General features: G+C 66.1%; 16 protein-coding genes. 13 read left to right on the forward strand and 3 right to left on the reverse strand.

Translation table 11 applies throughout. The annotated features are described in order from the left end of the window. The first annotated feature begins 5 nt into the window (after positions 1–5). The 3 genes from oxlT to ACO07K_RS18855 all read left to right on the forward strand — a co-directional run bounded on the left by oxlT (position 6) and on the right by ACO07K_RS18855 (position 3,083). Complete coding sequence (gene oxlT, locus ACO07K_RS18845; protein WP_422030502.1) at positions 6–1,274, forward strand: oxalate/formate MFS antiporter; 1,269 nt, start codon at positions 6–8, stop codon at positions 1,272–1,274. 94 nt (positions 1,275–1,368) lie between these two features. Further along, positions 1,369–2,592: an acyl-CoA dehydrogenase family protein gene (locus tag ACO07K_RS18850; protein ID WP_422030504.1), complete on the forward strand. Its 1,224-nt coding sequence runs from the start codon at positions 1,369–1,371 to the stop codon at positions 2,590–2,592. Positions 2,593–2,714: 122 nt separating this feature from the next. Next, positions 2,715–3,083, forward strand: a complete 369-nt coding sequence (locus ACO07K_RS18855) for a YidH family protein (protein ID WP_422030506.1) — start codon at positions 2,715–2,717, stop codon at positions 3,081–3,083. A 21-nt stretch (positions 3,084–3,104) separates the two neighbouring features. Here ACO07K_RS18855 and ACO07K_RS18860 read toward each other — a convergent pair whose 3' ends face one another. Both ACO07K_RS18860 and ACO07K_RS18865 read right to left on the reverse strand, forming a co-directional pair. Continuing rightward, positions 3,105–3,713, reverse strand: coding sequence for a VOC family protein (locus ACO07K_RS18860; RefSeq protein ID WP_422030508.1), 609 nt, complete (start codon positions 3,711–3,713; stop codon positions 3,105–3,107). A gap of 25 nt (positions 3,714–3,738) precedes the next feature. After that, positions 3,739–5,676, reverse strand: coding sequence for a primary-amine oxidase (locus ACO07K_RS18865; RefSeq protein WP_422030510.1), 1,938 nt, complete (start codon positions 5,674–5,676; stop codon positions 3,739–3,741). 379 nt (positions 5,677–6,055) lie between these two features. Here ACO07K_RS18865 and ACO07K_RS18870 point away from each other — a divergent pair, with 379 nt between their 5' ends. From ACO07K_RS18870 to ACO07K_RS18910, 9 genes are all read left to right on the forward strand, one after another. Then, positions 6,056–6,691: a TetR family transcriptional regulator gene (locus tag ACO07K_RS18870; RefSeq protein WP_422030512.1), complete on the forward strand. Its 636-nt coding sequence runs from the start codon at positions 6,056–6,058 to the stop codon at positions 6,689–6,691. Further along, positions 6,688–7,689: an HlyD family secretion protein gene (locus ACO07K_RS18875; RefSeq protein WP_422030514.1), complete on the forward strand. Its 1,002-nt coding sequence runs from the start codon at positions 6,688–6,690 to the stop codon at positions 7,687–7,689. The genes ACO07K_RS18870 and ACO07K_RS18875 overlap by 4 nt, the downstream gene beginning before the upstream one ends. Positions 7,690–7,699: 10 nt before the next feature. Beyond that, positions 7,700–8,629, forward strand: a complete 930-nt coding sequence (locus ACO07K_RS18880) for an ABC transporter ATP-binding protein (RefSeq protein ID WP_422030516.1) — start codon at positions 7,700–7,702, stop codon at positions 8,627–8,629. Then, entirely contained in the window at positions 8,629–9,777 is a 1,149-nt protein-coding gene (locus ACO07K_RS18885) for an ABC transporter permease (protein WP_422030518.1), read from the forward strand. The genes ACO07K_RS18880 and ACO07K_RS18885 overlap by 1 nt, the downstream gene beginning before the upstream one ends. A gap of 88 nt (positions 9,778–9,865) precedes the next feature. Then, positions 9,866–10,792 (forward strand): DMT family transporter, encoded by a 927-nt coding sequence (locus ACO07K_RS18890; RefSeq protein ID WP_422030520.1) that lies wholly within the window; start codon positions 9,866–9,868, stop codon positions 10,790–10,792. Further along, positions 10,789–11,559, forward strand: coding sequence for an SDR family oxidoreductase (locus ACO07K_RS18895; RefSeq protein WP_422030521.1), 771 nt, complete (start codon positions 10,789–10,791; stop codon positions 11,557–11,559). Before ACO07K_RS18890 ends, ACO07K_RS18895 begins: the two co-directional genes overlap by 4 nt. A gap of 126 nt (positions 11,560–11,685) precedes the next feature. Continuing rightward, complete coding sequence (gene pcaD, locus ACO07K_RS18900) at positions 11,686–12,480, forward strand: 3-oxoadipate enol-lactonase (protein WP_422030523.1); 795 nt, start codon at positions 11,686–11,688, stop codon at positions 12,478–12,480. 10 nt (positions 12,481–12,490) lie between these two features. After that, positions 12,491–13,657 (forward strand): acyl-CoA dehydrogenase family protein, encoded by a 1,167-nt coding sequence (locus tag ACO07K_RS18905; protein ID WP_422030525.1) that lies wholly within the window; start codon positions 12,491–12,493, stop codon positions 13,655–13,657. A gap of 124 nt (positions 13,658–13,781) precedes the next feature. Beyond that, positions 13,782–14,165, forward strand: coding sequence for a hypothetical protein (locus ACO07K_RS18910; protein WP_422030527.1), 384 nt, complete (start codon positions 13,782–13,784; stop codon positions 14,163–14,165). Between the two features lie 349 nt (positions 14,166–14,514). Here ACO07K_RS18910 and ACO07K_RS18915 read toward each other — a convergent pair whose 3' ends face one another. After that, on the reverse strand, positions 14,515–14,934 hold the full coding sequence (locus ACO07K_RS18915) for a VOC family protein (protein WP_422030529.1): 420 nt from the start codon (positions 14,932–14,934) through the stop codon (positions 14,515–14,517). A 95-nt stretch (positions 14,935–15,029) separates the two neighbouring features. Between ACO07K_RS18915 and ACO07K_RS18920 the strand changes: the two genes are divergently transcribed. Then, a complete protein-coding gene (locus ACO07K_RS18920; RefSeq protein WP_422030531.1) occupies positions 15,030–16,172 on the forward strand; it encodes an alpha/beta fold hydrolase in 1,143 nt (380 codons plus the stop codon). Positions 16,173–16,176 lie beyond the last annotated feature (4 nt).

Raw genomic sequence — 16,176 nt, forward strand, 5'->3', positions numbered from 1 at the left:
GAAGAGTGTCGCGCAGCAATACGTCGGTGACGGCACCACCACCAGGTCGCTGGCTGCAATTGTGCGCCGGTCTTCTCTGCATGGTGGCGGTCGCCAACCTGCAATATGGCTGGACGCTGTTCGTCCATCCCCTCCACGAGAAGTATGGCTGGAGCCTCTCGAGCATCCAGACCGCCTTCGCCGTCTTCATCATCGCCGAGACCTGGCTGGTGCCGTTCGAGGGCTGGGTCGTCGACCGGTTCGGCCCGAAATACGTCGTGGCCGCCGGCGGCGTGCTGGTCGGCGCGGCCTGGTCCCTCAACTCGGTGGCCGACTCGCTGTTCCTGCTCTATGTCGCTGCGGCGCTGGGCGGCATCGGCGCCGGGGCGGTGTACGGGACCTGCGTCGGCAATGCCGTCCGGTGGTTTCCCGACCGCCGCGGCCTGGCGGTCGGGTTCACCGTCGCGGGATTCGGTGCGGGCTCGGCGCTCAGCATCATCCCGATCCAGGACATGATCGCCGCGCGCGGCTACGAGGCGGCCTTCCTCTGGTTCGGCCTGGTCCAGGGCCTGATCGTGCTCGTCACCGCCTGGGCGCTGCGGGCGCCGCCTCACGGCGAGGCGGTCGCGCCGGCCGCGCGCCTCCTCCAGACCCCGCGCGACTTCGCCCCGACGGAGATGCTCAGGTCCCGGATCTTCTGGCTGCTCTATTTCATGTTCATCCTGGTCTACTCGGGCGGGCTCATGGCGACGGCGCAAATCGCCCCTATTGCGCGCGACTTCAAGGTCGCCGACGTGCCGGTCAGCCTGCTCGGGCTCACCCTGCCGGCGCTCACCTTCGCCATCACCCTCGACCGCGTCATGAACGGTGTGACCCGCCCCCTCTGCGGCTGGATATCGGACCATATCGGCCGCGAGAACACCCTGTTCATCGCCTTCCTCCTGGAAGGGATCGGCATCTGGGCGCTTTGGGTCTATGGCCAGGACCCGCTGCTGTTCGTGATCCTGGGCGGCCTGGCCTTCTTCGCCTGGGGCGAGACCGCCAGCCTCTTTCCCACCATCTGCACCGACGTGTTCGGCACGAAGTACGCCACCACCAATGCCGCCCTTCTCTACACCGCCAAGGGCGTGGCCTCGCTGTTGATCCCGCTGGCGAGCTACTGGGTGGTCGAGACCGGAAGCTGGCATGACGTCTTCATGGCGGCCGCCCTGTTCAACCTGCTGGCCGCCTTCCTCGCCCTGGCCGTCCTGAAGCCGCTGCGGCTGCCGGCCCGAGTCCCTGCCGGAGAGACCTAGCGCGACCGCAAGTCGAAATCGGCGTGCGACCTGAATGCCCGTTCACATCGTGGCGGTTTTCGGCCAGAGTCCGCGCAGCACAAGGGAGAGAGTGATGGACTTCGAATACTCGGATCGCAGCAAGGCGCTGCTCGAGAAGCTCAACAAATTCATGGACGAGGTCATCTATCCGGCCGAGCCCATCTACGAAGAGCAGATGGAGACCGCCAAGGATCGCTGGCAGCTTCCCCCGATCATCGAGGAGTGCAAGGCCGAGGCCAAGAAGCGCGGCCTGTGGAACATGTTCCTGCCGGCCGACCGCGAGACCGGCGACACGCACGGCACGATGGGCCTCAGCAACCTCGAATACGCCCCGATCTGCGAAGTGCTCGGCCGTTCGTCGATCGCCTCCGAGGCGGTCAACTGCTCGGCGCCCGACACCGGCAACATGGAAGTGTTCGCCCGCTACGGCACCGCCGAGCACAAGGAGAAGTGGCTGAAGCCGCTGCTCAACGGCGAGATCCGTTCCTGCTTCGCCATGACCGAGCCGGCGGTCGCCTCGTCCGACGCGCGCAACGTCGAGTGCCGCATCGAATCGGACGGCAACGACTATGTCATCAACGGCCGCAAGTGGTGGTCGTCGGGCATGGGCGATCCGCGCTGCAAGGTCATCATCCTCATGGGCAAGAGCGATCCCAACGCGCCGGCCTACCGCCAGCAGTCGATGATCGTCGTGCCGCGCGACGCCCCGGGCATCAAGATCGTGAAGATGCTGCACGTGTTCGGCTATGACGACGCGCCGCACGGCCATGCCGAAGTGGTCTACGACAACGTGCGCGTGCCGAAGTCGGCCATCCTCCTCGGCGAGGGCCGCGGCTTCGAGATCGCCCAGGGCCGCCTCGGACCGGGCCGTATCCACCACTGCATGCGCGCCATCGGCGTCGCCGAGCGCGCGCTTGAGATGGCGATCAAGCGCGCCAAGAGCCGCACGGCGTTCGGCCAGAAGATCTCCGAAATGGGGGTCACCAAGGCCCATGTCGCCGACATGCGCATGGAGATCGACATGGCACGCCTGCTGGTCCTCAAGGCCGCCTGGGCGATGGACAAGTTCGGCAACAAGGAAGCCCGCCAGCAGATCGCGATGATCAAGGTGGCGGTGCCGAACATCACCTCGAAGGTGGTCGACCGCTGCCTGCAACTGCACGGCGCCGGCGGCGTCAGCCAGGTGTTCAAGCTGGCCAGCATGTACGCCCATCAGCGTACGCTCCGCCTGGCCGACGGTCCCGACGAGGTCCATCGCGACCAGGTTGGCCGTCTCGAGATCGCCAAGTACAACTGAATCCCGGTACCGGGATGGAACGAGGCGCGATCCCAAGGGATCGCGCCTTTTTCTTTGGGGCCTCATACTCCTCTCCCCCTAGCGGGGAATAGGAACATGAGAAGAGCGACGCAGGAGTCACCGTGGACAGTCCGAAGAAGAGCCGGCACGTCACCGATCATCTCGCCAACGAGCGCACCTTCCTCGCCTGGATCCGGACGTCGATCGCGGTGATGACGCTGGGCGTCGCCATCAACCGCTTCGCGCTCTTCCTGATGGAGATGCACCAGGTCGTGCCGCAGGTGCGCGATCTCGCCAACCGCCATGTCGAGAAGCTCGGGATCGGACTGGTGGTGCTGGGCATCGTCATGCTGGTCGGCTCGACCTGGCACTACCTCCATGTCGGCAGGACGATCGACGACGAGACCTATCGCCCGTCCATCAAGGTCATGGTCAGCACGGCCATCGCCATCGGCCTCATCGGCGGCTCGACGCTGATCTGGTTGTTCTAGCGCGGTCTGACGCGCACGGTCCTAGCGAGGAGAAGGCGCCGTTTGAGGCGGCGCGGGCGGACCGTCGGGCATGTCGAGCAGTTGGCTCTCCGGAGCGCCGGCCTCGTAGGCTTCCACCAGCGCCTCGGGATCGAAGGCGACGCCGATCGGGTTCTTCCGGAACGCCTCGGTCTGGAAGTAGGCCGCCGTCGCCTCCTTCGTCTCATAGCGGTCGACCTGCAGTTCGACGCCGTTGCCGTCGGGGTCGCGATAGTAGATCGACACGGTCGGCCCGTGATGGATGCAGCGCGCCGGCTCGATCCCCAGCGCCTTCACGCGTCGATAGGTCGAGAGCAGCGCGCCGATGTCGGCGAACGTATAGGCGACATGCGCCAGGCCCGAGGTCTTCGCATCGGGCGCCTTCAACCCCGCCAGATTGACGATGCCCAGGCGATGATGCTCGTCGTCATAGGTCAGGAAGCAGATGTACTCGGTGCGCTGGACCACGTGCATGTTCAGGACCGCCGAATACCAGTCGATCATCGGCTGCATGTTCGACGAGCGCAGCACGAAATGCGCGAACAGTATGGGCGCGGCTGGCTTGTCCGACAGGCTCCGGCGGCGCGATGCGGTCTCGATCACGGTATCCATGGCAATCTCCTCGATCCAGGCCGCGTCAATCGACGCAGCAGCTCATGCGGCTTGCGGAGGGCGGGACATCGAGAGCCGGATTTTCCGTGAAGAATCCGGTGGGATGAAGGGCGAAACCGGCGGTGATCACCGGCTGGACCGGGAAATCCTCGGGGCGCGGAATATGGTGCAAGCCGAAGCTGTGCCAGACCACGACATCGGTATCGACCAGCGGGCGGTCCGATTCCGTCCAGGCCGGCAATCCGTCGCCGCCGCTGCTCTGGTTGGGGTAGCGGCCGGCCGCGTAAAGCTCCTCGGGATGGTAGGCCGTGACCCAGAGCTGCCGGGTCATGAAGGCCGCACGCCGGGTGACCATCGACTGGGGGTGCGAGAAGGTGGGGATCGGGCTCAGCGGCAGCAGCTTGTAGGCGGTGGGCTGGCCCAGCCCGTTGCGCGCCTCGGCACTCTCGATCTTCCAGAACCGGGCGGCGTTGAAGTCGACGTTGCGCTGCGCGCCCTGCTCGGTTGCCAGGACCGTCGCGCGCGTGGTGAAGGCATTGCCGTACGGATTGTCTGCGCCCATGGGCAACGCCACGGTGTCGACCTCGACGACGCGGTTGCGCTCGCCGTCGACCGCCACGTCGAGCCGCATGTTGAAGACGTGCTGATGGTAGTGGGCATAGACGCCCGGCGACACGATCGTCCCATAGTCCGGCGCTTCGCCGGGCCGCAGGCCGGCGGTGTTCATGATACCGGTCGCCTTCATCTCGAAATGGATCGAGCCGTCCTGCTGAAAGTACCAGAACGAGCCGTACTCATAGTTGCCGATGGTCGAGATCGACGACACGACCAGCCGACGGGCGCGCCTCACATCGACCTCGCCCGTGAACAGGTCGGTGTGCTTCCACAGGATGCCGAAATCCTCCTCGTGCAGGCAGACCGCGCTCTCGATGCAGTAGGGATCGCCCTTGCTGTCGGCCAGCCAGGCATCGAAGTAGCGGATGGCGCCGAGACAGTCGCAGCCCAGCGTCAGGGAATTGGCCAGCACGCCGATGCCGTACTCGCCGACATCGAAGGCATTCTTGCGAAAATGCCCGCCGCCGGGGTGCCCGTAGGGTACGACCATCTCGGACAAGGCAGCCCGGTGCAGCACCGACCGCAGCCGTCCATCGTCCTCGTAGCCGATCGCATGCAGCACCAGCCCTTCGCGGGCATTGAAGCCGACGCGGAAACGCCATTTCTGCCAGCGCACCTCGTTGCCCTCGACGACGAAGCTCGGGCCGGCCGGCTGGACGATCTCCAGCGGCTTCACGTCATCGCGAAAGACGCTTCGATAGCGGGCGGCATAGTTGCGATCGAGCCTCGGCACGTCGGCCACGCCGTAGTCGTCGACGCGCAGCACCTCGGCCCGGTCGAGATCGACGACGGCACACAGCCCCTCGATGGGATGGGCATAGCCGTTGTCGTTCTTCTCGCTCCGGTACCAGCAGAACGTATGCGAGAGCCGCCGGCCTTCTTCGTCCGGCAGCCCGTAGTTGCCGGCCGACCAGGGGTCCACCTGGACGTTCTCGATGTCGGTGATGCCGCGCCGCGCCAGGGCCTCGCGAAAGCGGGGATCGGCCCGCGCCACCTCGCCGACCAGCGTTATGTCGTCGAACAGGATGCGCGGCCGGACGCCGGGCACGTGCCGCCAGTCGACGACCTTGTCGGCGAGGAGGTCCACCCGGGCTTCCCAGACCTGGCCGTTGGTGCGGTCGAACGCGCAAACGAACGCCTCGCGCGGAAACGACGCTCCCGCCCGGAAGTCCTTCACGACGCTCTTGTCGGGTTCGTGCAGGCTCACCGTTTCGAACATCATCCCCGGCCCGAGATCGTGTGCCGCTCGCACGGCCGCCGACGCTCGGCGTATCTCGTCGGGGGTCAGGGGATCGAACGGATGACCGGGGGCCGCGTGCGTCAGGGTCTCGGCGATGGCATCGGGCATGGTTTTCCTCTCGACGGCATTGTCACGTTGCCGATCGGGGAGCGCAACAAGCCAGTGCCCGGCGGCTGGGCCTGCCGAGACGACAATGTTACTCGGGCTGCAGCTCCACGCCGTTGCCGTCGCGATCGCGATCGACATGGCCAATCGGGCCAAGCTGGAGATCCTGGCATCGGGCGCCTTCAGCCCCGCCCTGTTCCGGTGATGCTCGTCGGATACGCATGTTCAGCACGGGGCTGCGACATCCGCTTCGTTTGTTTCGGTTATTTCGTTTGTTTCGTTTACCCTCTCCTGACTCCGACTTTTTCAGCGGTCTGCTTGGCCTTCTCTTGCGGGCCGACCCCGCCTTGCCAAAAAACTAACTGAACGGTAAGTTAGTTCTATGAAACCGCCAAAGCAGCGCCGGGCGCCCGCCGCCCGGCCGCAGGAGATCATCGACGCGGCTCTCGCCCAGTTCGTGGAGACGGGGTTTGCCGGCACGCGGCTCGACGACGTGGCCAAGCGCGCCGGGCTCTCCAAGGCCGCGATCTACCTCTACTTCGCGGACAAGATGGCCCTGTTCGAGGGCGTGGTGCAGCATGCGGTCGCCAGCAATCTTGGTCAGATGGAAACGATGCTCGAGGGCCATCGCGGGCCGGTGGCGCCGCTGCTGCCGCGCATCCTCGAATTCCTGGCCAACCGCATCGAGACAACGCCGATGGCTGCGGTCGCCAAGCTGGTCATCTCCGAATCGCGCGCCTTTCCCGAGATCGGCCGGTTCTACCTGAAGGAAGTGATCGGCCGCGGCCTGCCTCTCATGGAAGGCCTGATCCGTCGCGGCATCGACCGGGGCGAATTCCGCAAAGTCGACTCCTTCATGACCGTGCGGTCGATGATGGGGCCGATGCTGCTCGCCATCGTATGGCGCACCGTGTTCGAGCCGATCGGGGCGGAGAAGCTCGACGTTCGCGCACTGGCGCGCCATCACGCCGATCTGATGCTGCACGCGCTTCGACCCGACGCGGGAGACGCACCATGAAGCGCGCATCCTTGGTCGCCGTCGCGGCCCTCGCCGCCGCGCTTCTCGTCTCCTACGTCGTCTGGGGCGATCGTCTGCTGGCCCTCGTCGGGATCGGCACCGACGACGGCCGCTATCTCGGCTATGTCGAGGGCGAGACCAGCCTGATCGCGCCGCCGATCGCCGGCCGTTTGATCGAGCGGCCGGTCGATCGCGGCGGGCGCGTGAAGAAGGGCGACCGGCTCTTCGTCATCGATCCCGTCGCCGCCAAGGCCGAGGTCGCGCGCGCCGAGGCGATGCTGGCCGAGGCCCGGGCGCGGCACGAGAACATGCTGACCGGCAAGCGGCAGGAGGAGCAGGATGTGATCCGCGCCCAGCGCCGCGAGATCGAAGCCGCGCTCGTGCAGGCCGAGGCGGAACTGAAGCGCCAGACCGAGCTGGTGGCACGCAACATCTCGACCCATCAAGCCTTCGAGCAGGCCGATTCGCAGGTGCGCCAGCTCAAGTCGCGGGCGGCCTCGCTGGAAGCGCAGGAACGGGTTGGCGACCTCGCCGCGCGCCAGGCCGAGATTGCTGCCGCCGCCGCGCTGATCGAGCAGAGCCAAGCCAATCTTGCGCAAGCGAAGAAGCGGCTGGAAGACCTGATGCCGGTCGCGCCCGAGGATGCGCTGGTCGAGAACACCTTCTTCAACGTCGGCGAGTGGGTGCCGGCGGGCTCGCCGGTCGTATCGCTGCTGCCCGACTTCCGCGTGAAGCTGCGGTTCTTCGTGCCGGAGGAGGACGTGGCGCGTGCCCGCACCGGCCGCGAGGTCGCCTTCACGTGCGATTCCTGCCCCGCCGGCCTCAAGGCCACCATCATTTACGTCTCGCCGCGCGCCGAATACACGCCGCCGGTGATCTACTCGCAGAGCGCCCGGACCAAGCTCGTCTTCCTGGTCGAGGCGCGGCCGCTGAATGCGGGCACGCCGCTTCCGCCGGGCCTGCCGGTGTCGGTCGAGCCGTTTGGTTCGACTCCATGACGGCCTTCCCATGACTTTGGCGATCGACGTCCATGACCTGGTGAAGCGCTACGGCACGCGCACGGTGGTCGACAAGTTCAGCCTTGCCGTGGAACGGGGCCGCATCTGCGGCTTCCTGGGACCCAACGGCTCCGGCAAGACCACGACCTTGCGCATGATCTGTGGACTGCTGACTCCCGACGGCGGCGGCGGTACCTGTCTCGGTTACGACCTCGTGCGTGATCGCGAGGCGATCAAGCGCCAGACCGGTTACATGACCCAACGCTTCGGCCTCTACGAGGATCTCACCATCCGCGAGAACCTCGAATTCGTCGCTCGCGTCTACGGCCTCGACCGTTTGAAGGAGCGAATCGACCGGTCGCTGGAACGGCTCGGCCTCACGACACGCCAAGGCCAGCTCGCAGGCTCGCTGTCGGGCGGCTGGAAGCAGCGGCTCGCCCTCGCCGCCTGCGTGCTCCACGAGCCCAAGCTGCTGCTGCTCGACGAACCCACGGCCGGCGTCGATCCCAAGGCGCGCCGCGCCTTCTGGGACGAGATCCACGCCTATGCGGCCGACGGCATCACCGTGCTGGTCTCGACCCACTACATGGACGAGGCCGAGCGCTGTCACGAGATCGCCTACATCGCCTATGGCGAGCTGATGGCGCGCGGCACCGCCGGGGAGATCATCCGCCAGTCCGGCCTCTCGGCCTTCGTCGCGAGCGGCCCCGGCGCCGACCGGCTGGCCGCGAAGCTGCGCGATGCGCCCGGCGTCAGCGCCGCGGCGGCCTTCGGCGCTACGCTCCATGTCTGCGGCCCCGACCGCGCGGCGCTCGAACAGGCCATCGCACCCTGGCACGGCGATGCGGGAATCACCTGGCAACCGGCGGAGCCGACCCTCGAAGACATCTTCATCCACCTGATGGGACGGGCACGCGACAATGCACCCGGCGGCCCGTGATGCGCTGGTTCGCGGCGCGGCGCGGGTTCCTGCAGCGGCTGGGCGCCATGATCGTGAAGGAGGTGCTGCAGCTTCGCCGCGACCGGCTGACCTTCGCCATGATGTTCGGCATGCCGATCGTCCAGCTCCTGCTGTTCGGCTACGCGATCGACACCGACCCGCATCGCCTGCCCACCGCGGTGATCGCGGCCGACCAGAGTCAGATCACGCGCACCGTGCTGTCGGCGCTGAACAACACCGGCTACATGCGCTTCACGCATCATCTGTCGAGCCAGGACGAAGCGGACGCGCTGCTGCAGCAGGGCGAGGTCCAGTTCGTCGTCACCATCCCGTCCGACTTCACGCGCCGACTGGTGCGCGGCGAGCGGGCGCAGATCCTGATCGATGCCGACGCAACCGACCCGATGGCCGCCGCCAATCCGCTGGCCGCGGCCGGCCCCTCGATCGCCCAGGCGCTGGCCCGTGACTTCGTAGGACCGCTGGCGGGCCTGCGCGACAAGCCTGATTCCGTCGAGGTCGTGGTGCAGCGCCGCTACAATCCCGAGGGCAAGTCGCGCCTCAACATCGTGCCCGGCCTGCTGGCGGTGATCCTCACCATGACCATGGTGATGATGACGGCGCTGGCCGTGACCCGGGAGCGCGAACGCGGCACCATGGAGAACCTGCTGGCGATGCCGGTGCGCCCCATCGAGGTCATGATCGGCAAGATCGTGCCTTATATCGTCATCGGCGCGGTCCAGGTGACGGTCATCCTGCTGGTTTCGCGCCTGCTGTTCGACGTGGCCGTCCAAGGCAGCGTCGTGCTGCTGGCGACCGGCACGGCACTGTTCATCACGGTGAACCTCGCGATCGGCTTCACCATCTCGACGCTGACCCAGAACCAGCTGCAGGCCATGCAGGCCTCGTTCTTCATGATGCTGCCCTCGATCCTGCTGTCGGGCTTCATGTTCCCCTTCCGCGGCATGCCGATCTGGGCGCAATGGATCGGCGAGGCCCTACCGGCCACGCATTTCATGCGGGTGGTGCGCGGCGTCATGCTGAAGGGCGCGGGCTTCGACGAAGTCGCGACGGAGCTCGCCTCCCTGCTCGCCATGCTGCTGATCGTCTCGCTCGTCGCGGTCAGCCGGTACAAGGTGACCTTGGATTAGCGCGCGGCGGCGGATTAGTTCTTGGAGGGGCTGACCTGCGAAAGCAGTACCTTGACCCGCTCTGCGTCTCGGCCTCCTCTGCCGGCACATGTCCGCTCCCGCCATCGACCAGCCCGACACGCTGTCACGCCTGATCCCCTCGCGCACGGCTCGCGGCTTCTTCCTGGCCGTGCTGTCGGGCCTCTTCTTCAACTTCCTGAACGCCTCGGTGAAGGAACTGGCGAGCGAGATGCCGCCGCTCTACGTCGCCTGGGGCCGCTGGGTCGCCGGTGTCGCGCTGATCGCGCCCTATCTCTTCTGGCGCGCCGGCTTCGCCGGCATGAGAACCTACGACCTGAAGCTCCACTGCTTCCGCGGCCTCTTCCACACGTCCGGGTATGCGCTGTGGTACGAGGCCGTGGTCTGGCTGCCGCTCGCCACCATGGCGGCGCTGGGCTTCACCGGCCCGATCTTCGTCACCCTGGGCGCGGTGATCTTCCTGCGCGAGACGGTGCACTGGCGGCGCTGGCTGGCGGTCGGCATCGGCTTCGCCGGCATGCTGATCATCGTCCGGCCGGGCCTCGTCACCGTGAACCCCGGCATCGTCATGATGCTGTGCGCCGTGCCTCTCATCGCGGGCTCCAACCTGGTGGCCAAGGTCGTGTCGGGCCGCGACAAGCCCGCCGTCGTCGTGCTGTGGCAGAGCGTGATCGGCGCGATCTGCTTCACGCCCCTCGGCCTGTGGTTCTGGCAGACGCCGACCCCCGACCAGCTCCTGCTGTTCCTGGCCGCCGGCTTCTTCGGGACGATGGGTTACTTCTTCATCACCTGGGCGTATCGCCTGCTCGACATTTCCGCCCTGCAGTCCATCACCTTCCTGGGCATCGTCTGGGCCGCCTTGATGGATGTGGCGGTCTGGGGCAAGACCTCGGATATCTGGACCTTCGTGGGCGCGGCGATCATCGTGGCGTCCACGACCTACATCGCCCACCGCGAGGCAAGAGCGGGGGCCGCCGCGGGAGGAAAGAAGAAATGACGGATCGTCTGGCCGGTAAGGTTGCGCTCATCACCGGCGGCGCCTCGGGCCTCGGCGCCAATGCCGCCGAACTCATGGCGAAAGAGGGTGCCCGCGTCGTGGTGGCCGACGTCGCCGTCGATCGCGGCAAGGCGGTCGCCGACCGGCTGGGCTCGGCCGGCCACTTCGTGAAGCTCGACGTCACCAGCGAGGACAACTGGAAGGCCGCGATCCAGGAAACCGTCGACAAGTTCGGCGCCATCCACGTGCTGCTGAACTCGGCCGGCATCGGCCTCAGCAAGACGGTCGAGGAGATCACGCTCGAGGAATGGCGCAAGGTGCACGCGATCGACCTCGACGGCGTTTTCCTGGGCTGCAAGCACGGCGCCGCCGAGATCAAGAAGCATACGGCCCGCCTCGGGGGCTCGGTGATCAACATCTCGTCGATCTCCGGCATCATCGCCGGCGCCAACATGGCGGCCTACAATTCGGCCAAGGCCGGCGTCCGCCTCCTGAGCAAGTCGGTGGCGCTGCACTGCGCCAAGTCGGGCTACAACATCCGCTGCAACTCGGTGCATCCGACCTTCATCGACACGCCGATCCTCGACAAGTATCGCGACCGTTTCGGCCAGGACCTGATGCAGCAGAAGCTCGGCAAGCAGGTCCCGATCGGCCGCCTCGGCCGGCCCGAGGAAGTGGGCTGGGCGATCGTCTTTCTCGCCTCCGATGAATCGAGCTTCATGACCGGCTCGGAAGTGATCATCGACGGCGGCATCTCGGCGATGTGATTAAGTGTCGTCTCGGGCGGGGTAACCCCCGCCCTGGAGCGAAGCGCAGGACCTCACATGGCGGCCAGACGCCGACCGTGGTTGGCGTAAGATCCTTCGCTGCGCTCAGGATGACAGGGGGTTCAAATGCTGCTCAATCTCGACGGACGTAAGATCTACTTCGACCTCGCCGGGCCGCAGAACGCGCCAGCCGTCTGCTTCACCCACTCGCTGGCCGCCGATGGCGGCATGTGGACCGAACAGCTGGTGCCGCTGCTGGCCGCCGGTTATCGCGTGCTGCGGCTCGACATGCGCGGCCATGGCGGCAGCCAGCCGGTCGAGGGCGACTACACGATGGACGAGCTGGCGGGCGACGTGAAAGGCGCGCTCGACGTGCTGGGCATCTGGAAGGTCCATTACATCGGCCTGTCGATCGGCGGCATGATCGGCCAGGGCTTTGCCCTCGCCTATCCGGAGCGCCTGCACTCGCTGACCTTGTGCGACACGCACCCCTCTTCGCCCGACGATTCGGCGGGCCTGTGGGACCAGCGCAAGGCGGCCGTCCGGGAGAATGGCGTGAAGGCGCTGGCCGACGGCAACATGGAGCGGTGGTTCACCTCGGAGTTCAAGGAAGCCAATCCGACGCGGTGGAAGGAGATCCACTCGACGATCTGCGGCACGTCGGATGTCGGCTTCCTGGGCTGCGCCGCGGCCATCCAGAACTTCGACTATCTCGACAGGCTGCCGACCATCAAGGTCCCGACCCTGGTGATCTGCGGCGACGACGATCCGGCGACGCCGCCCGACCGCAACAAGCTGATCGCCTCGAAAATCCCCGGCGCGCGCTACGAGGACATCGCCAAGGCCCGCCATCTGCCCAACGTCGAGCGGCCCGAGCCGTTCAACCGGCTCATGATGAGCTTCCTCGGCCTCAATCGTTAGGACACGACCAATGGATTTCGCCTTTTCCGAAGACCAGCTCGCCATCAAGGACAGCGTCGCCAAACTCTGCGCCGGGTTCGACGATAAATACTGGCTGAAGAAGGACAAGGACGGCGGCTTCCCGGAGGATTTCTACCGCACGATGGCCGATGCCGGATGGCTGGGCATCGCCATGCCGGAGGAATATGGCGGCTCCGGCCTCGGCATCACCGAAGCCTCGATCATGATGCAGGCGGTGGCCGAGTCGGGCGCGGCGCTGCAGGGTGCCTCGGCGATCCACCTCAACGTGTTCGGGCCCAACCCGATCGTCGTTTTCGGCACAGAGGAACAGAAGAAGCGCATCCTGCCCGACATCATCAAGGGCAAGGTGAAGGGCTGCTTCGCCGTCACCGAGCCCGACGCCGGCCTCAACACCACGGCCCTGGAAACACGGGCCGAGCGCGACGGCAACGGCTATGTCGTCCACGGCAAGAAGACCTGGACCACGACGGCGCAGATCGCCGACAAGATGCTGCTGATCGCCCGCACGACGCCGAAGGAAAAGTGCAAGCGGCCGACCGATGGGCTGTCGCTCTTCTACACCGACTTCGACCGCAGCAAGATCGAGGTGCGGGAGATCGAAAAGATGGGCCGCAAGGCGATCGACACCAACCAGGTGTTCATCGACGGGCTGAAGGTGCCGCTCGAGGATCGCATCGGCGAGGAGGGCAAGGGCTTCCACTATCTGCTGCACGGGCTCAACCCCGAGCGCATCCTGATCGCGGCCGAGGCGATCGGGATCGGCAAGGTCGCCCTCGCCCGCGCCACGCAATATGCCAAGGAGCGGGTCGTGTTCGGCCGGCCGATCGGCAAGAACCAGGCGATCCAGCACCCGCTGGCCGAGAGCTGGATGCAGCTCGAAGCGGCCAACCTGCTGACCTTCAAGGCGGCCTGGCTGTATGACAACGGCAAGGAATGCGGCGCCGAGGCCAATTCGGCCAAGTATCTCGGCGCCCGCTCCGCCTACGAGGCCTGCGAGCGCGCGATCCTGACCCATGGCGGCTACGGCTACGCCAAGGAGTTCCACGTCGAGCGCTTCCTGCGCGAGGTCATGATCGCCCGCATCGCCCCGGTCAGCGAGCAGCTCATCCTCTGCTACGTCGCGGAACGCGTGCTGGGACTGCCGAAGAGCTACTGACCAGGCCGGATTGAGGCGGGAAAAGGGCAAGCGCAGACGATTGTATCGTTTGTATCCGCAACCCCTTGGCGATTCAGGGCGTTTGTCCAGTACCTGATCGCAACCCTTTCAACGGAGCCGCCCAATGACTCGCAACCAGCTGAATGCCGGCCTGGCGCTGGGAAGCGTGTTCCTGATGGCAGGCATCGTGGTCTTGGCGCCGCCGGTTCCGCCGGCCTCGGCCCAGAGCCAGGCCGAGCGCATCTGCCGGGAGCAGGGGATCACCCCGAAAACGGAGGGCTATGAATATTGCCTTTCGCAGGCCACCCGCGCGATTGAATGGGGCAAGCCGGAGATCGCTTACACGATGGCACGCGTAACCGCGGACGCTCGCGATTCCTGCCTTGAATCCGGCCTGTCTCCGGCCACGTCCGGCTACAAGAACTGTATGGAACGCGAGACCCACGCGCGCAGCCTTCTCGTGTTCACCGACGAGCCGCAATACGACCGCGACGTCGCTCACCAGTAACGCCCGTCGAACGCCCGTCACGGGTTGGGCCCGTCACGGCTGGGATAGAGCGTCTCGAGCCCAAACGCTCAACTATTTGGTTTAATTTTCCAGGACCGGGCAGGTCCGGCAACTATTGCGCTACGGCCAGCGTTCCTGAAGAGAAGGAGCACGCCATGAATCGCCTGAATACAGTCTTCATCGCCGTGGCTGCCGTCGCCGTCTTGGCGATGGCCCCTCACGTGCAGGCGAGGTCGGGTGATGCGCTCGCCATCGCAGAGAAAGCCTGTCTGGATCAGGGCATCAAGCCGCACTCGACGGCCTTCGAGAAATGTGTCGAGCGGGTCGCCGATGCCTATGACCGCACCGGTCAGATGCCGAAGGTCACGTGGCCCACCGCATCCATGGGCCAGGACGGGTTCCAGGCAATCTCCCAGGCGTGACCGTCGGGGTCGGCCACATAACCCCGAAAGCCGCCATGAGGCGGCGCACCGGCCGGCCGCAGCAGGCTACCGCCGGCAGCCACGAGCTGGTCCAGAAGCGGCTGCACGGCTTCCTTGTCTGTAACGTTGTGCGCGAGGCTGACAGCGCCCGGACTCTTGCCAGCCTGCCCTGAGTCGGCTGCGAGCGCGGCCGCGAGCCAGGTGGCAAGGACCATCCCGTTCATCTGATAGAAAACGATGTCTTCGGTTTCGAAGACTGGCTTCCAGCCGAAGCCTTCCCCGTAGAAGCGCTTCGACCGCGCAATCTCGGCGATACCGAGCGTGATCACCGCGATCTGTTGCTGCACCCTTCTCTCCCTCATGATCGCAGAGCGGACGGTTCCTTACCCTACGACGAAGACCGATATGCCATTTTGAGCGGGGTCGGCGTAGGCTCGGGCGCATGCAACCGCTCCCCTCTTCCGTCCTCCCCGTCGGCGTTCGCGCCCGCATCCTTCCCGGCATCAACGGCCTCGACATCCACGTGCTCGAAGCGGGCTTCGACCGTAAGGCACCCGCCGTGATGCTGTTCCACGGTTTCCCGGAAATCGCCTATAGCTGGCGCAAGGTCATGCCGGCGCTGGCCGAGGCAGGCTATCACGCCATCGCGCCCGACCTGCGCGGCTACGGCCGGACGACGGGCTGGAGCGCCGACTTCGACGCCGACCAGATCGGCTTCCGCTTCACCAACCTGTTGCGCGACGCGATCGGCGTGCTCTATGCGCTGGGCCATCGCACCGCCGAGGCCGCGGTCGGACACGATTTCGGCTCCTCGGTCGCCTCCTACGCCTCGCTGGCGCGCCCCGACATCTTCAAGCGCATGGCGCTGATGAGCGCGCCCTTCCCGGGTCCCTCATCCGTTCCCTTCGACACCGCCGGAAAGCCTGCTTCGCCCAAGGCACCGGACGTCCACGACGCGCTGGCGGCGCTGCCGCGTCCGCGCAAGCATTACCAATGGTATCAGTCGACGCGCGAGGCCAACGAGGAGCAGTGGCACGCCAAGCAGGGCCTGCACAATTTCCTGCGCGCCTACTATCACTACAAGAGCGCCGACTGGAAGGCGAACAAGCCCTACGAGCTGAAAGGCTGGACCGCCGAGGAACTGGCGAAGATGCCGACCTACTACGTCATGGACCTGGCCGAAGGCATGGCCGAGACGGTCGCCAAGCAGATGCCGACGCCCGCGGAGATCGCGGCCGCGAAGTGGCTCACCGACGACGAGCTCGCGGTCTATGCCGGCGAGTATGAGCGCACCGGTTTCCAGGGCGGCCTCAACTGGTATCGCGCCCGCACCAGCGGCCGCGTGACGCCCGAGCTCGAGATCTTCACCGGCCGCACCATCGACCAGCCGTCGACCTTCATCTCCGGCAAGAGCGACTGGGGCAACTACCAGTCGCCCGGCGCACTGGAGAAGATGCAGAAGAGCGCCTGCACCAACATGAACGAAATCCACATGGTCGAAGGTGCCGGCCACTGGGTGCAGCAGGAACAGGCCGCTGAAGTGAGCCGCCTGCTGATCAAGTTCCTGAAGGAGACCAACGCCTGACCGA

Origin of the sequence: Reyranella sp., assembly GCF_965228225.1 — a bacterium.
Lineage (GTDB): Bacteria > Pseudomonadota > Alphaproteobacteria > Reyranellales > Reyranellaceae > Reyranella.

Coding starts and splice junctions, on each gene's coding strand:
- ACO07K_RS18850 (WP_422030504.1), top strand. CDS start 1,369: ATGGACTTCGAATACTCGGATCGCAGCAAGGCGCTGCTCGAGAAGCTC.
- ACO07K_RS18860 (WP_422030508.1), bottom strand. CDS start 3,713: ATGGATACCGTGATCGAGACCGCATCGCGCCGCCGGAGCCTGTCGGAC.
- ACO07K_RS18865 (WP_422030510.1), bottom strand. CDS start 5,676: ATGCCCGATGCCATCGCCGAGACCCTGACGCACGCGGCCCCCGGTCAT.
- ACO07K_RS18870 (WP_422030512.1), top strand. CDS start 6,056: ATGAAACCGCCAAAGCAGCGCCGGGCGCCCGCCGCCCGGCCGCAGGAG.
- ACO07K_RS18875 (WP_422030514.1), top strand. CDS start 6,688: ATGAAGCGCGCATCCTTGGTCGCCGTCGCGGCCCTCGCCGCCGCGCTT.
- ACO07K_RS18880 (WP_422030516.1), top strand. CDS start 7,700: ATGACTTTGGCGATCGACGTCCATGACCTGGTGAAGCGCTACGGCACG.
- ACO07K_RS18885 (WP_422030518.1), top strand. CDS start 8,629: ATGCGCTGGTTCGCGGCGCGGCGCGGGTTCCTGCAGCGGCTGGGCGCC.
- ACO07K_RS18890 (WP_422030520.1), top strand. CDS start 9,866: ATGTCCGCTCCCGCCATCGACCAGCCCGACACGCTGTCACGCCTGATC.
- ACO07K_RS18895 (WP_422030521.1), top strand. CDS start 10,789: ATGACGGATCGTCTGGCCGGTAAGGTTGCGCTCATCACCGGCGGCGCC.
- pcaD (WP_422030523.1), top strand. CDS start 11,686: ATGCTGCTCAATCTCGACGGACGTAAGATCTACTTCGACCTCGCCGGG.
- ACO07K_RS18905 (WP_422030525.1), top strand. CDS start 12,491: ATGGATTTCGCCTTTTCCGAAGACCAGCTCGCCATCAAGGACAGCGTC.
- ACO07K_RS18910 (WP_422030527.1), top strand. CDS start 13,782: ATGACTCGCAACCAGCTGAATGCCGGCCTGGCGCTGGGAAGCGTGTTC.
- ACO07K_RS18920 (WP_422030531.1), top strand. CDS start 15,030: ATGCAACCGCTCCCCTCTTCCGTCCTCCCCGTCGGCGTTCGCGCCCGC.